This window comes from Streptomyces sp. SID3343 (genome assembly GCF_009865215.1).
Lineage (GTDB): Bacteria > Actinomycetota > Actinomycetes > Streptomycetales > Streptomycetaceae > Embleya.
On the sequence record NZ_WWJX01000720.1, the window covers coordinates 1 to 14,648 of the forward strand.

Consider the following 14,648-nt stretch of genomic DNA (forward strand, 5'->3'; position numbering starts at 1 on the left):
ACTACCCCGACCACATCGATCTGTACGACTTCCCGGAACTGCGGATCCACGAGACCACCGAACCGGAGATCATCGTGGTCGAGATGCGCGGTGTCGGCCGACTGGTGGAGACCGACAGCGCTTTCGACATGACCTACATCGCCGTCGTCACCATCACGGACGGGCGCATCACCTCCTACCGCGACTACTGGAACCCCCTCGCCGTCCTCACACCCGGCACCGACTTCGCCGGGAGCATCCGATGACCGCCACCGGCACCACTCTGGTCATCGGCGCCACCGGCACCACCGGCAGCCGCACCGCCGCGCAACTGACCGCCGCCGGCCACCACGTCAGAGCCGCCGGCCGCCATGCCACCCAGGTCCCCGATACGGAGCCGGTCGCCTTCGACTGGTACGCCCCCGCCACCCACGCCGCGGCCCTCGACGGAGTCGACCGCGTCTACCTCATCCCGCCCGTGGGCGACTCCGACCCGGCGACCGTCATGCTGCCGTTCCTCCGGCAGGCCCGCGCCGCCGGCGCACACCGCGCGGTGCTCCTCAGCTCCTCGGCCATACCCGAGGGCGGCCCGGCGGTGGGAAAGGTGCACCAGGCCCTGCCCGATCTGTTCGAACAGTGGGCGGTGCTCCGGCCCTCATGGTTCATGCAGAACTTCACCGGCGCGCACGCGCACTCCGTGAGCATCCGTGAAGACGGCATCATCCGGACCGCGACCGGGAGCGGCCGGGTCGGCTTCATCGACGCCGAGGACATCGCGGCCGTCGCCGTTCACGCCCTGACCGACGCACACGCTCCCAATACCGATCTCGTCCTCACCGGACCGGAGGCGCTCGGTTACGACGACATCGCCACGATCATCACGGAAGTCACCGGCAGGCTCGTGGTCCACCGCCGTCTGTCCTACGAGCAGATGCGCGATCGCCTCACGGCGCTGATACCGGTGGAGTTCGCCGAGATGCTGGCCGGCATGGACCGTGCCATCGCCGAAGGGGCGGAGGACCGCATCACCGACACCGTCCAGCGCCTCACCGGTCGCCCCCCACGCACCTTCCGTGCCCTTCTCGAAAGGGAGATGCGACGCAGCAGCTGATATGCCAGGACGACCAGCGGTTCCGGTTCGAGACCCCGCGCAAGCTCGACCCGGCCCTTCCTGGTCGCTCGGACGTCGGCGAAGTTGTCGCAATTGCCTCCCGGGTCACCTCCGGCGCTCGGAACCGCGCCGCTCACGCGGATCCGACTCACACCGGGCGAGCCGTGGGTCGGCCGACTCTTGGATCAAAGCGCCGAGACGTGTATGCGAGACGTCGCAGAAGACAGGACGAGACGAGGCCGCGCGGGTGCATCGAGACGACACATCCGATCAACCAGGGTGGTCGGTTTCAGGTCACGGGTGTGTCGCTCCGATCTGCCGTCGGCAGATGTAGAACAACTCGGGGTCGCCCTCGTCCAGCCCGTGGAGCAGGCCGACCGGGCTCCACCCGGCTCGTTGGAGCAGCCGCTGCATGGGTTGATTGGAGACGTTGGTCGAGGTGAACAGCTTCGGGGTCGTGCACGAGGACGCCACGGCTTCCAGCAACCGATGGCCAACGCCCCTGCCACGGGCGGGCGGCGCCACCATCAGCATCGTGACAAAGCCCTGTTCGAAGAACGTGTACTCAACCACGCAGTAGCCGAGCGGGCCGGACGCATCTTCCGCTACGACCGCCAGGCCCTGCCGGCACCACCTTCGGATGCTCGCCTGCCGCTCGTCGTCACCGTCGATCGCGACCGCGTCGAGGCCGATCAATACGTCCGCCTCGGACTCACTCACGCGGCGTACGACGAACTCGCTCAGGCCCACTGCATCCATGCGGCCATGCTGTCACCACTCGGTGGTCGAAGGTGCGGGCGGTCGGTCGGGTTCATCGCCTCGGGCAAGATCCGTGCCGCGCAGTGGGTTGGCCGGACTCCTTGACGCAATGCCTGCGGCCCGTGCGCCACTGTGGACGACGACCAAGTGCACGCGATCGGGGTGGGTCCGGTCGCCGACAGCCTCGGCCGCCTGGGTGGTTTCGTCACTCGGAAGGAGGGCGGCGGTCGCGGCTGTACAGGGGTTCGACACACAGTGACGTAGTGGGCGGCCGGGTCTGTGTGAGGGAGAGGGTGGACCGACGTGACGAGCGACGAGACTGCCGGTACGGTCCGACCTTCCGAGGAGTCCCTTCCCGGCCGGGTCGCCGTCCGCCGCCGTGAACTCGGGCTCTCCGTCGATGAGGTCGCACACCGTACCGGGTTGCCCGGCTCGTGGGTGGCTCACGTCGAGGACAGCCCGATGGAACTGCCCGGACCGGCGCTGGCGCGCCTCGCCTCCGCGCTCGAAACCACCGTCGACGACCTCCTCGCCCCGCGCGGCGCCGCGTTCACGCAGCGCACCCCACCGCCGCCACCTGGCCAAGGGCCCGATCCGGCACGGGAGTTGGTGAAGATGACCGACGAGGAGTGCCACGCTCATCTGCGGTTGCACCTCGTCGGCCGAGTGGCCGCGCTCGACGCGCCGGACCCGTTCGTCCTGCCGGTCAACTACGTGATGCTCGGCCGCGATGTGCTGCTCGGCACTGCGGCGGACTCGCCCATCTCCGCGCTCGCGGGGCCGGTCCTGTTCGAGGTGGACGAGATCCTTGAGGAAGCCCACATCGGTTGGAGTGTCCTGGTGCGTGGCACGGCCGAACGGATCGACCCCCAGGTGCGGTCCGCCGAGGACGCGGTACGCCCGTGGCCGAAGGGTCGCGAGGACGTCGGTATCCGGATTCGCTCGCGGCGTGTGACGGGGCGGCGGGTACGTCCGACCCCTCCTGAGCGCGCGTGATCGCGCTGTCGCCGGGCCCGGAGGTCGGACCGGGGTCGGCTCGCGTGGGATCGAGGTCAGGTGGGGTAGGGGGCCGGCCGGGCGCCACGGTTACGCGGGGTATGGGCTGCGCATGTTCAGCCAGGTGATGTCGAGGTCGCGTTGCAGGTAGTCCATGCGGTTTTCCCAGAAGGCCGCCATGTGCGGCAGCGCGAGGTGGGCGTCCAGGTCCGCTCGCGACCGCCAGACCTCGTAGAAGACGAACCGGTCCGGGTCCGCGCGGTCCTCGTGGAAGTGATAGGCGAGGCAGCCGGGTTCCGCTCGGGTGGGTTCGACGAACGACAGCAGCAACTCCCGCAGTTCGGCAGCGCGTTCGGGTTTGGGCTGGGCGACGCCGACGAGGCTGTACGGGTGGGTCATGGAGACTTCCGTTCGATTGGTACGACGATCTTCGTACCTCCGCACCATAGGGTCGTCGCGAGGTACGATGCAAGGCGTACCTGTTGATGCCCCTCGGCAGGTGTGGGGGAGAGGAGCCGACACATGCCCGACGACGAGGGCCATCCGACGGTGCCGGAGATCGAGTTCGGCAAGGTCCTGGCCGCACTCGCGGATCCGCTGCGCCGAGGAGTCGTAGGGGAGCTGACCCGAGAACCGGAGGGCACGGCACGCACGTGCAGTTCCTTCGGGCTGCCCGTCTCCAAGGCGACGATCACGCACCATTTTCGGGTCCTGCGGGAAGCGGGGCTGATTCGTCAGGTCGATCGAGGGAACAGCCGGATGGCGGAACTTCGGCGGGCCGACATCGACGGACGTTTTCCGGGGCTGCTGGGCATCGTTCGAGCCGAGGCCGAAGCCGAAGCGGAAGCGGACGGAGCGGGCCCGGCAGGCCGAGCGGCTCAGTCGGGGGCGAAGTCCGGGTAGGCGGCCCGCCGCGGATGTCGGGAAGTCACCGGTCGGCCGACGCCGCGGCCGAGGATCCAGGCGGTGGACGCGGCTGTAGCGTCGGCGGCGACCGGGTACAGACCGGCGACCGGGCCGATCGGCGGAGTCGAGGCCACGTCGCAGCCCTGCCGGTCGGGCCACCTGGACCCACCCAAAGGGCTCGCGGGCTCCCTCGAACCGGCGCGCGCCATGTCGGGTTTTGCGCCCGGGTGAGGCAACTCCCCGCTTCCCATCGGCATTCCGGCCGGACGCCCGTCTCACCGTCGGTGTCGGTCTGCCGTGGGAGGTGGCACGTCGCCTTCGTGTCCTGGCGTCGTACCGAGCGCCCACACCAGCAGTGCCATGACCGCGGCCATCGCCCCACCGCCCACCATCACGCTCGATACCGACATCGCGTCCACGACCATGCCGCCGAGCAGCGCGCCCACGCCGATCGTCGCCTGGAACGACGATGTGAACAGTACGGTCGCGGCCTCCTGCGCGTGCGGCGCCGACCGGGCGAACCACGTCGCCGAGCACACCGGTACGGCGCCGTAGGCAACGCCCCAGACCACGAGCAGCCCGAGCGCGCCGACCTCCGACCGCCCCGCGACCGGCAACAGCGCGGTAGCGCCCGCCAGCACGAGCGCAGCGCCGGCGAAGGTGGCACGCAGGCTGCGAGCGATCGCCGCCCCGGCAAGGAAGTTGCCTGCGATCCCGGCGGCGCCGTACACGAGCAGGAAGGTGCTGATCCGACCCGAGTCAACGTGCGTGACGTCTTGCAGGAAGGGCGTGACGTAGGTGTACGTGCCGAAGTGCGCGACCACGACGAGCAGCGTCGCGACCAAGCCGATCCGAACGTCGGTCCGACCCAACAGGCCCCGAAGCACGATGAGTCGGGTCACCTGGACCGGCATCAGCGGCGGGACGAACGCGAGCAGGGCCATCCAGACACCGACCGACAGAACGCCCATCACCACGAACGAGGCACGCCAGCCCGCGAGATGGCCGATCAGGGTGCCGGCGGGCACGCCGATCACCGATCCCAGCGGTACGGCCGCGAAGATCACGGCGGTGGCCCGGCCCACCGATCGTTCCCGCACGAGACGGCCGGCCAGACCGGCGCCGATCGACCAGTAGCCGCCGATGGTGAGTCCGACCAGCGCCCGCGACAACAACATCACCCACAGGTTCGGAGCCATGGCGGCAACGAAGTTCGCGAGGGCGAGAACCAGGGTCAGCGCGGCCAGCATCAGCCGGCGGTCGAACCGCCCGGTCGCCACGGTGACCACCGGCGCGGCGACCGCGGCGACGAACCCCGGGACGGTCATCAGCAGACCGGCGGTTCCGTCGGAGACGCGGAAGTCGGAGCCGATGGAGGTGAGCAGACCGATGGGCATGATCTCGCTGGTGACGATGACGAAGATGCCCAGGGTCACGGACACGACGGCAAGCCGATCCCGGGTGGTGGAGGCTGCGGGTTCACCGGTCTCGTCGGCATGGATGGGTGCCCGTGCCGGTTTGGTCCGGGGCGTCGATGTGGGCGTCGAAGTCGGAGTGGAACTCGAACTCGAACTCGAAGTGGAATTTGGAGGCGATGACGGTTTGGGTGTGGGTGTCGCCGCTGTGGGGTGCATGGTCGGGTCTCGTCCCGTCGTGACGGATGCGGTGAACGGCCAGGTGGGGTGGACGTGGTGCACGCGAGGGGTTGGTGGGCGATCCCAGCACAGCACTCGGCTACCGACGTCGTCTGGCGGGAATTCGCCTTCATAGTCACGGGTTGTGGCAGGCCGGGTTCGGCGGGCCCGCGCGGTGTGGACGGTCGAGGCGACGGTGGACATGCCGCCCCGCACCGCGCACCGCGCACCGCGCACCGCGCACCGCGCACCGCGCACGACGAACCGATGCACCGGACGCGGCGACACTTGGCTTTCTGGTGGTCGACTTCAGCGCGAGACCGGTGTGGTTCGCTTCGGTCCGTCGGACAGGTACGTGCTGACCAGTCGCAGCCGGCGGGTGTAGTACCGGCTGAGCAAGGCGTCCGGCATCATGCGGAAGAGCGTCGGCAGGTACTTGTTGGTGGTCTCCGGGCCGGCCCGCCGCGCGGTCAACGATGCGCGCCGGGAGCGGGAGCGTTCGTAGTGCGTGAGCGCCTGCGGTATGCCCGCTGCGCCGGGCGTCCGGCGCAGCGCCCCGGCCAGTGTCCAGGCGTCCTCCAGCGCCTGGTTGGCGCCTTGGGCCATGGTCGGTGGCATGGTGTGGGCGGCGTCGCCGAGTACGGTCGCCCGACCGCGGCCCCATGTGCGCGGGACCCTGTGGCGATAGTGGGCGAAGAACTCCACGTCGGCATCAACCACGGCCGCGAGAGTGTCGCGGACCGGAGAGGCCCAGTGGCCGAAGGTGTCGCGCAGGGCGGCCAGGGGCGCAACCGAAGGTGCCGACGGGATCGACGGGGCGAACAGGGCTGACGCGGCGAACCGGGCTGACGGGTCTGCCGGGGCTGCCGGGGCTGCCGGGGCTGACGTGGCGGGCGGCCCGGCGAGGACGTCGGCCCTGGGCCTGCACACGTCGCGCGCCGACGTAGCCACGCTGTTCGGCGGAGCGCTGTACACGCTCGTGACGGGCCAGGCGGGGCGGGTGGACGCGGAGACGGCGTGGGGGTTGGCGCGGACGATGGTGGCGGGGATCGAGTCCGGGGACTCCGATTCCGCAGTTGCGTCGGGATGACGGAATTCGGTTCGGTAGGGTCGACGACCATGCGAATTCTGGTACTTGGCGGAACGTTGTTCGTCGGCCGGGCCATCGTCGAGGACGCGTTGCGAACCGGGCTCGACGTGACCCTGTTCGGCCGAGGGAGGACCGGGTCCGAACTCTTTCCCGGGACGACGCGGCTCATCGGTGACCGGGACACCGGTGACTACGACGCGTTGCGCGACGGTCGATGGGACGCGGTGGTGGACGTCAGCGGCTACGTCCCGCGCCACGTCGGGCAGGCGATGGAGGCGCTGGGGGATCGGGTCGGCCGCTACCTGTTCATCTCCAGCCACGCGGTGTACGCGCAGACGGGGGTCGGGCCGGGGTCGGACGAGGACACCCCGCGTCGGGCGCCCGTGCGGGACACCGAACTGCTCGACGACGAGACGTACGGTCCGTGCAAAGTGGCCTGCGAGGACGACGTTTCGGCCCGGTACGGCGAACGGGCGACGATCGTGCGGCCGGGGAAGGTGGGCGGGCCGTACGACGACTCGGACACGCTGACGTACTGGGTGCGCCGAGCCGCGCGGGGCGGCCGGGTGGCGTTGCCGGCCGATCCCGAGCAGCCGGTCCAGGTCGTCGACTCACGTGATCTGGCCCGCCTGGTGGTGCAGTTGCTCGTCGACGATCGGCCCGGCGTGTTCCACGCGGTGGGGCCGGCCGAGCCGATCACGTTGGGCGGGTTGATCGAGACGTGCGCGCGAGTGGCCGGCACGCGCATCGAACTCGTGCCGGTCTCGCCGGAAGCGGCCCCGCCGATGTTCCCGCTGGTCAGGCCGAACCACCCAACACAGCAGCGCAGTTCGGCCCGGGCCAGGGCGGTTGGCCTGCCCTCGACCCCAATCGAGAAGACGGTGGCCGACGTTTTGGCGTGGGACCGCGACCGTGGCGAGCCGGCGCTGCGGAAGGGCTTCACGGCGGCGGAGGAGCGACGGCTGCTGGGGTAGTGGCCGCCGGCTCGTGGCGTACGCCGGCGCAGCCGGATCGGGCCGGCAACATTCCCTTCCCGTACGACGATTTGCTCAAGCGGGTCGGGTTGTTCGCGCGAACGGGACGTCTCGACGGACCCGGGTGACGTGGACGCCGGCTTCGGCGGAGGGGTTAGAGGCCGACTGGGAAGAGATACAACGACCCATCAGGGGGCCGGGATCGGCACGGCCGACGGCTGCCACTCTCGCCTGATCAACCCGAACACCCAGGTGTCGGACACCTCGCCGTTCACGACGCACTCTTCCCGCAGCGTTCCTTCACGCACGAACCCGACCTTCTCCAGGACTCGGGCAGATGCGACGTTGCGCGTATCGGTCTCGGCCTGAACCCGATTCAGGTCCAGCGTGTCGAAGGCCCACCGCAGCACGACATGCGCGGCTTCCGTCGCGTAGCCGTTGCCCCATACGGCTTCGTCGAGGCAGTAACCCAGCGACGCGCTGCGGTAGTCCGGGTCCCATTCGGTCAGCCCGCACCAGCCGACGAAGGCCCCGTCGGAAGCACGGTCGATGGCCACCCGCGCCCCAGTGCCTTCGTCCGCCATCTTCCCGCACATCGCGACGAACCGTTCAGCGCGGGCCCGTTCGGCCCACGGCGCGGAATCCCAGTAGCGCATCACACGGGCGCTGCTGTGCAACGCGAAGAGAAGGTCCGCGTCGGCGGCGGTGAAGGGTCGCAGTCGCAGGCGAGCAGTGCGCAGGGTGGGAGCCGCCAAAGTCATGCGCACCATCTTGCGACCTCGTGGGGTGAGCAGTACACCGAATATCCGACCCCGGCCCGGACCCCTCGACGAAGGAAACACTTGCCCACCAAGGCCCGGGCCCGGGCCCGGGATGTCGGCACAGGTACCCGCGAGGACTATCGATCGCCGCCCTATCGCGGCGGACCGCATCGGCGCGGCAAGGCCGTGGGACCCCTGCCGGGGGAGACGGCTGCGCCAACTGCCCCCGGACGGGCACAGGATCACCGGTAGTATCCGCCTCGGGCACTCGGTCGGTGTCCTGAACGAGTCACCCGAAAAATGCCGATTACCCAAAAAGCCGGATCCTCCAAAACTGCCCGCTCACCCCACCCGCCGGCACCGAATGCCCAGGTCACGGAGGGTGCTCCCCGCGCACGCGGGGATGGTCCCCCCGCGCACCTCGACCTCTTCCGGAACGTCCGGTGCTCCCCGCGCACGCGGGGATGGTCCCTTCGACGACAAGGGAATCAACTCCTGGTCGCAGTGCTCCCCGCGCACGCGGGGATGGTCCCCCGATGTGCCATGCCGGAGTGCCGTAGCAGACGTGCTCCCCGCGTACGCGGGGTTGGTGGCTCAGCGATGTAGTAGGGCCGGGGCCAGTTCTTGCCATTCGGGCATGGGGAGTTCGGTGGGGTTGTCGGTGAGGACCTGGATGGATACGTGGTTGGCGCCGGCTTTCAGGTGGTCCTCGACTCGGGCTTGGATGGATTCCACGGTGCCGTGGGCGACTATTGCGTCTACCAGGCGGGGGCTGGGGCCGCCGGTGATGTCGGCGTCGGTGAAGCCCAGGCGGCGGATGTTGGCTTGTTGGTGGGCGGCGCTTGTCGTGTAGCCGTGGACGTGGGCGGTGGCCAGGGCTCGGGCTCGGGTTGGGTCGGGATCCAGGACTACGGCTTGTTCTACGGCCAAGTAGGCGTCCGGACCCATGAGTTCACGGGCCTTGGCGGTGTGGTCCACGGAGACGAAGTAGGGATGGGCGCCCCACGTGCGTTCGGCGGCGAGCTTGAGCATCTTGGGGCCCAGGGCGGCGAGGAGTCGGCGCGGGGGTGGCGTCGGGACGGGGCCGTGGGCCGGGACGGCGTCCATCGAGTCGAGATAGGTGCGCAGGGTGCCGACCGCGCGGGTGGGAGCCGGCATCGGGTAGCCGTCGATGTCGTGGACGGTGTCGTCGACGCGATGGCCGCCGAGGCCAGGACGTAGCGGCCCGGGAAGGCTTCGCCGAGGGTGCGTTCCGCCGTGGCCATCGCGATCGGGTCGCGGAAGGCTATGTTGGCGATGCCCGACGCGACGACGATGCGTTGCGTGGCGGACAGGAGCAGCCAGGCCTGGCCCATCGAGTCGCGGCCGAACGCCTCCCCGAACCACAGCGCCCCATAGCCGAGTTCCTCGATTTCCGCAGCGGCTTCCCGTACCCGAGTGGCGGGTTGGTGCTCGAAGGCGAAGGTCCAGATGCCGACCCGGCCGAGTTCGGTCGAGGCGGCGATGTCCGACGTCATGGTGTGCTCCAGGGTAGGCATGCCACAGTTCCGGAGAACCTCTCCGTTTGGCTTTCGCTACAATACGGAGAGGCTCTCCGTTTGGCTATCCCGGAGCACGAACCGAAGGTGGACGATGGCGAAGAATGATGGTGGGGGCGATGGCCCGGGAGCGGTGGCGTCCCCGCGCCGCGCGGACGCACGCCACAACCGTGAACTGCTGGTCGCCGCCGCGCGGGAGACGTTCGCCGCGGCGGGGCCCGACGCGTCCCTGAACGAGATCGCCCGGCGCGCCGGCGTCGGACCCGGCACCCTGTACCGGCACTTCCCTACCCGTCACGCGCTGCTCACTGCCGTACTACGCAGCCGGATCGAATCGCTCTGCGCACATGCCGAGCGACTGTCGACCTCGGGCGATGCGGGCGATGCGCGCGATCCGGATGACGCGGGTGGCGCGGACGGCGCGTTGGCCGAATGGATGGCTGCGTTTCTCGCACACGCCCGTGCCAACCAGGGCCTGGGCAGTGCCCTGATGTTGGACGGTCCGGACGCGCTCGGCATCGACTGTCATCGGATGATCCAGGACGCGGCGGCGGGTGTGCTGGAGCGGGCGCAACGGTGGGGCACGGCGCGGCCCGACGTGACCGCCGACGACCTGCTCCGGCTCGTCACCGGGATCGCGCTGTCCACCGCGCGGTCGCCCGGTGACGACGCCCAGCCGGACCGACTCCTGGCCCTGGCCCTTGACGCTGTACACGGTGAGCGCGGCGGCGCGCGCGGTTAGGGCCGGTTCCGCCGCCGCCGGCCACGCTCTCGAAGTTGAGCCGGAGGCCACCCCCCGGAGCGGAGCCGTAGCGGCATCCGGAGCCGAGCCGAGCCGAGCCGAAACCGGCTCACGGTACCCGCCGCGCCGGGTGCCGCGATTCGGCTCCGCTCGTGAACTCCGGACCGGTGCTCAGGACTTCGGCTGGGTGAAGCGGATGCGGTTGCCGAAAACGTCGCGCAGGCCGCAGTCGATTCCGTACGGGCGCTCGGTGGGCTCCTCGGTGAACTCGACGCCCCGGCTCAGCAGCGTCTCGTACGTCTTGCGGCAGTCCTCAGTGTTGAAGATCAGCCAACCACCCATCGCCCCCTTGGTCACCAACTCGCGGACCTGCTGCGCGGTTTCCTCGGACATCGCCGGCGCGCCCGGCTTCTCCAGCAGGATCTGGCGTTCCGGGTGGCCGGGGACACAGACGGTCAGCCAGCGCATGACGCCCATGTCGACGTCGGCGGCGACCTCCAGGCCGAGCTTGCCGACGTAGAAGTCGAGGGCTTCGTCCTGGTCGAGGACGTACAGCTGCGATTGCGTGATGGAGTTGAACATGTGCATCACGCTAGTGGGGACGGTGGCCGAAAACTTATCCAAAACTGCTCGGGTCGGCGCACGCTCGGCGCGCGTTGCCCAAAGCGCGGGATGTACGAACGTTCAGGCGCTCGGCCGCATCCACGCCATCGTGAAACATGTCGGTACGCCCGTCGACGGCGCTTGCTTGCGATACGTGCGCGGCGACCGGCCGACGATGTCGCGGAAGGTTCGGCTGAAGGTACCCGGACTTCCGAAACCGACTTCGAAGCAGATGTCCGTGACACTGTGGTCGGTCTCCCGGAGCAGGAACATCGCCCGCTCGACCCGGCGGCGCTGAAGGTAGCGGTGCGGCGTCTCGCCGAAGGTGGCCCGGAAGGTGCGCGTGAAGTGCGCCTCGGAAACGTGGGCGATCCGGGCCAGGGCCGGGACGTCCAGCGGCTGCGCGTACGCGCGGTCCATCGCGTCCCTGGCTCGCAGCATGCGGCGGTTGGTCTCTTCCGTGGCGCGGTTCACGGCGTCATCACACCACGGTTCCCGGTCGACCGTGGCATCGTCGTGCGTGGCCTCGGAACCCGCTCGTCACGTCCCGCATCGGCTCGGCACGTCTCACCTCGTCACGTTTCGTCACGCGACGCGATCCGCGTCTTTCGTACCACTCGTCCGGAGAACGTCCGCGCGCTCGACTTCTCCGTGCGCAGGCCGAATCCTTTCGACCGGCCCGTGCCTCCTGTACATGTGCCGACAATCGTCGGACGGGATCAAGGAGGATTTCATGATCGTGGGTATCGCCGTCGCGGTCGGAGCCGTACTGCTCTGCACGTGCGTCTACTTCGTGACGCGCAAGCGCAAGCAAGCCCGTGGCTGACTCGTCCTGGCCCGATGAACGGCTGATCGTCGCCGCGCAGCGGGGCGACGTCGATTCGATCACCGCGTTGGTGTCGGGTTCGCACCCGAACGTGCGGCGATTCGCCCGTTCGCTGTGCGCCACTCCCGAGGATGCCGAGGACGCGGCACAGGAAGCCTTGATCATCCTCTATCGCAAAATCGGGACGCTACGGGCGTCCGGAGCGTTGGCGTCGTGGATGTTTCGCATCGTCCGTAACGAGTGTCTGCGGCGCGCGCGGACGATGCGGGCGGCCCGAGCGCCCCTGCCGGATGCCGTCGTGCGCTCGGCCGAGGACGTGGTTCTGGAGCGCATCGAGGCGGGCGAAGTGGCTGCGGCCATCGCCGCTTTGCCGGTCGAGCAGCGCCACGTGCTGATCATGCGAGACGTCCGGGGCTACAGCGGACGGATGGTCGCCGAGGCGCTCGGCCTCAGTGTCCCCGCGATGAAATCGCGGCTGCACCGTGCCCGCACGGCCGTTCAGCAGTCGCTGCGTCCCACACTCGAACCTGCGTCCGGAGACACTCATGACGACAACCAAAGCCGACGGCCCTGACTTCGCGAGTTCGTCCCTGCCCCGCCATCTGGTTCGGGGCGTGATCGGCTTCGGCAGCCTGATCGGCTCGGTCGCGTGCATCCCGACCCTCGGCCCGGTCGGCCTGTTGCTCCTGCCGGTTGGCGTACTGGCACTGCGGGGTTGCCCGATGTGCTGGACCGTCGGCCTGATTCAAACCGTCTCGCGGGGGCGTGTGCGACACACGTGTGCGGACGGCCGGTGTGCGCTGACCGTCGTGGATCGGGACCACCGCGCGGAGCGCCCGGCCGAACCAGTCGCGCTGTAGTCGCTTGGGATGGACCCCAAGTGCCTTTCCAGCGGCGGGCGTTCGTCGTGCGGACGCTCGGTCGGGCAGTGCCCCGCTCCCCGGCCGAGCGTCTCGGGTCCGGGGCCCGGATCAAAGGATCCGAGCCCCGAAGTCGCGGGCCCGGGTCGCGGGCCGAGTAAGCGTGGGCGTCGGTCGTGAGTCGGCCGCCACCGTCCCGGACCGTCGCGGACCGACCGAGAAGGTCCCCGGCCGGTCCGGACGTCGTCACGTCGCCTGTGGAGGCGTCAGCGCTTGGTTGCCTTCAGGATGACGAACTTCGCGTCGCTGGCGACGACGTTGCTGTTGCCGAAGAGGCGGCGCAGCTTGATGTGGTGGCCCAGGTGGCGATTGCCGATGACCCACAGTTGGCCGCCGGGACGCAGGGCCCTGCGGGCGTCGGCGAACATCCGGTACGCGATGGCGTCCGTCGTGGCCTGGTGGGTGTGGAACGGCGGGTTGTTCAGGATGAGGTCGATCGTCCCGGCCGGTACGTCCGTCAGGCCGTCGCCCACCGCGAACTCGGTGACCGGGTCCCGACCGACGTTCGCCTCGAACGTCGCCCGGGCCGAGGCGACCGCCTGGTGCGACTCGTCGACGAACAGGATCTCGGCCTCGGGGTTGTCCAGCGCCGCAGCCGTACCGATCACGCCGTTGCCGCAGCCGAGGTCCACGATGCGCTGGTGGCCGTGCGTCTGCGGCAGGTTGCGCAGCAGGAAGCGGGTACCGATGTCCAGGCGCTCGGCGCAGAAGATGCCCGCGTGGTTGGTCACCGTACGGCCGGAGGCGACGCCGATGTCGTCCGGCAGTGCGTAGGTGCGCGGCCACGGGCTCTCGGTACGCGGGAGCGCCGGGTCCGGCGTACAGAAGACGAGCCGGGCCTTCTTCGCCGCGAGCGACGTCTTCGTCGGGCCGATGAGGCGCTCGAAGAGCTTCAACGTCGACGTGTGGATCTCCGTCACCATGCCGGCGCCGATCACCACGGTGTCCGCGTGCACTCCCGGCGCGAGTCGGTGCAGCTGGTCCTCCAGGAGCGCGAGGTTCTTGGGGACCCTGATGATCAGTACGTCGATGCGGTCCGGCGGGGTGTCCCGGGTCGACAGCAGGCGTACCCCGTCCGCGTCGGCCTTGTTGTGGGCCAGGTTCGCGCGGGTTGCCTCCTGGGCGAGGAACGAGTCGTTGATCTGTACGGGGCGGTGTTCGGCGAGCGCGGTCGTCAGCGCGCCCCACCGGTCACCCAGCACGACCACGGTGCCCGACAGGTTCGTCGGCTCGGCGTCGTCGATTCCCGCGAGGTGCCGCAACACGTACTCGTCGGCGGCGTCCCACGCGCGCAGCAATTCGCGGGGATCTTCGGGGAAACGGGAGAGCTCGAGCTCGCCCCAGGGCGTCACGAAAGAGTTCATTAGTCGGCCAGCCTATCCGGGACCCGTACGGAACCCCGCACCACGCCGAGTCGGCCCCTGCCGCAACACCCCGCCCGTCACGCTCTGTGCGGGTGCGTGTGCGTGTACGCGTGCGTATGCGTGGATGTGCACGCGCTTGTGTGCGTGGGTGTGCACGCGCTTGCGTGTCCGTGCTTGTTTGCCTGTGCGTGTGTGCTCGTGTGTATGCGTGTGCCCGTGCTCATGTGTCCGTGAGTGTGTGCGCGTGTGTGCGTATGAGCGTCACCGTATGCACCTGCCTGTGTGTACGTGTAGCCGTAGGCGCGTGCCATGTGTATGGGGGGCCGCCGCCGTCGGTCCCGATCACGGGGGCGGTACGACCGGCCGGCGGCGCAGCCGTGCGCCGGGGCCTGCCATGATCAGTCGGCCCGCGTGGCCCGTCAGGGTGCGGCCCGGGCCGGGGGCC

At 69.6% G+C, this 14,648-nt stretch carries 16 protein-coding genes, 2 pseudogenes and 1 CRISPR repeat array; of the genes and pseudogenes, 9 read left to right on the plus strand and 9 right to left on the minus strand.

Annotated features, from left to right (window positions below; all coding sequences use genetic code 11):
• Together GT354_RS21640 and GT354_RS21645 are read left to right on the plus strand one after the other, a co-directional pair.
• A pseudogene (locus tag GT354_RS21640) lies at positions 1–245 on the plus strand (PhzA/PhzB family protein); the annotation flags it as partial.
• The gene (locus tag GT354_RS21645; RefSeq protein ID WP_161358007.1) at positions 242–1,090 is read left to right on the plus strand and encodes an NAD(P)H-binding protein; all 849 of its coding nucleotides are present in this window, start codon (positions 242–244) and stop codon (positions 1,088–1,090) included. The pseudogene GT354_RS21640 and the gene GT354_RS21645, both read left to right, overlap by 4 nt.
• Positions 1,091–1,384: 294 nt before the next feature.
• On the opposite strand, the gene GT354_RS21650 is transcribed toward GT354_RS21645, so the two are convergent.
• A complete protein-coding gene (locus GT354_RS21650; protein WP_202512144.1) occupies positions 1,385–1,849 on the minus strand; it encodes a GNAT family N-acetyltransferase in 465 nt (154 codons plus the stop codon).
• A 303-nt stretch (positions 1,850–2,152) separates the two neighbouring features.
• On the opposite strand from GT354_RS21650, the gene GT354_RS56570 reads away from it, so the two are divergent.
• Positions 2,153–2,845, plus strand: coding sequence for a pyridoxamine 5'-phosphate oxidase family protein (locus GT354_RS56570; protein WP_161358008.1), 693 nt, complete (start codon positions 2,153–2,155; stop codon positions 2,843–2,845).
• A gap of 90 nt (positions 2,846–2,935) precedes the next feature.
• Here GT354_RS56570 and GT354_RS21660 read toward each other — a convergent pair whose 3' ends face one another.
• Positions 2,936–3,244, minus strand: a complete 309-nt coding sequence (locus GT354_RS21660) for a putative quinol monooxygenase (protein WP_161358009.1) — start codon at positions 3,242–3,244, stop codon at positions 2,936–2,938.
• A gap of 123 nt (positions 3,245–3,367) precedes the next feature.
• Here GT354_RS21660 and GT354_RS21665 point away from each other — a divergent pair, with 123 nt between their 5' ends.
• Positions 3,368–3,748 carry a helix-turn-helix domain-containing protein gene (locus tag GT354_RS21665; RefSeq protein ID WP_161358011.1) on the plus strand — a complete coding sequence of 127 codons (381 nt, stop codon included), beginning with the start codon at positions 3,368–3,370 and terminating at the stop codon, positions 3,746–3,748.
• 278 nt (positions 3,749–4,026) lie between these two features.
• Here the strand turns inward: GT354_RS21665 and GT354_RS21670 are convergent, their stop codons facing one another.
• Together GT354_RS21670 and GT354_RS21675 are read right to left on the minus strand one after the other, a co-directional pair.
• Positions 4,027–5,385, minus strand: coding sequence for an MFS transporter (locus tag GT354_RS21670; RefSeq protein ID WP_161358012.1), 1,359 nt, complete (start codon positions 5,383–5,385; stop codon positions 4,027–4,029).
• 309 nt (positions 5,386–5,694) lie between these two features.
• Entirely contained in the window at positions 5,695–6,105 is a 411-nt protein-coding gene (locus GT354_RS21675) for an FAD-dependent monooxygenase (protein WP_346012113.1), read from the minus strand.
• A 166-nt stretch (positions 6,106–6,271) separates the two neighbouring features.
• On the opposite strand from GT354_RS21675, the gene GT354_RS52680 reads away from it, so the two are divergent.
• Entirely contained in the window at positions 6,272–6,475 is a 204-nt protein-coding gene (locus GT354_RS52680) for a hypothetical protein (protein ID WP_202512146.1), read from the plus strand.
• Between the two features lie 29 nt (positions 6,476–6,504).
• Positions 6,505–7,449, plus strand: coding sequence for an NAD-dependent epimerase/dehydratase family protein (locus GT354_RS21680; RefSeq protein WP_161358014.1), 945 nt, complete (start codon positions 6,505–6,507; stop codon positions 7,447–7,449).
• A 188-nt stretch (positions 7,450–7,637) separates the two neighbouring features.
• On the opposite strand, the gene GT354_RS21685 is transcribed toward GT354_RS21680, so the two are convergent.
• Both GT354_RS21685 and GT354_RS21690 read right to left on the minus strand, forming a co-directional pair.
• A complete protein-coding gene (locus GT354_RS21685; RefSeq protein WP_161358016.1) occupies positions 7,638–8,210 on the minus strand; it encodes a GNAT family protein in 573 nt (190 codons plus the stop codon).
• A gap of 381 nt (positions 8,211–8,591) precedes the next feature.
• Positions 8,592–8,804: direct repeats of the CRISPR family, unit length 29 nt; unit sequence GTGCTCCCCGCGCACGCGGGGATGGTCCC.
• Positions 8,805–9,727: pseudogene (locus tag GT354_RS21690) on the minus strand (TIGR03620 family F420-dependent LLM class oxidoreductase). It lies immediately after the preceding feature.
• Between the two features lie 115 nt (positions 9,728–9,842).
• Between GT354_RS21690 and GT354_RS21695 the strand changes: the two are divergent.
• Entirely contained in the window at positions 9,843–10,490 is a 648-nt protein-coding gene (locus tag GT354_RS21695; protein ID WP_161358017.1) for a TetR/AcrR family transcriptional regulator, read from the plus strand.
• Positions 10,491–10,661: 171 nt separating this feature from the next.
• Here the strand turns inward: GT354_RS21695 and GT354_RS21700 are convergent, their stop codons facing one another.
• The gene (locus tag GT354_RS21700; protein WP_161358018.1) at positions 10,662–11,072 is read right to left on the minus strand and encodes a VOC family protein; all 411 of its coding nucleotides are present in this window, start codon (positions 11,070–11,072) and stop codon (positions 10,662–10,664) included.
• Positions 11,073–11,174: 102 nt separating this feature from the next.
• Complete coding sequence (locus GT354_RS21705; RefSeq protein WP_346012114.1) at positions 11,175–11,567, minus strand: AraC family transcriptional regulator; 393 nt, start codon at positions 11,565–11,567, stop codon at positions 11,175–11,177.
• Between the two features lie 344 nt (positions 11,568–11,911).
• Between GT354_RS21705 and GT354_RS21710 the strand changes: the two genes are divergently transcribed.
• Positions 11,912–12,493 (plus strand): RNA polymerase sigma factor, encoded by a 582-nt coding sequence (locus GT354_RS21710; protein ID WP_161358020.1) that lies wholly within the window; start codon positions 11,912–11,914, stop codon positions 12,491–12,493.
• Complete coding sequence (locus tag GT354_RS21715) at positions 12,465–12,779, plus strand: hypothetical protein (RefSeq protein ID WP_161358022.1); 315 nt, start codon at positions 12,465–12,467, stop codon at positions 12,777–12,779. Before GT354_RS21710 ends, GT354_RS21715 begins: the two co-directional genes overlap by 29 nt.
• Positions 12,780–13,045: 266 nt before the next feature.
• On the opposite strand, the gene GT354_RS21720 is transcribed toward GT354_RS21715, so the two are convergent.
• The gene (locus GT354_RS21720; RefSeq protein WP_161358024.1) at positions 13,046–14,203 is read right to left on the minus strand and encodes a methyltransferase; all 1,158 of its coding nucleotides are present in this window, start codon (positions 14,201–14,203) and stop codon (positions 13,046–13,048) included.
• Positions 14,204–14,648 lie beyond the last annotated feature (445 nt).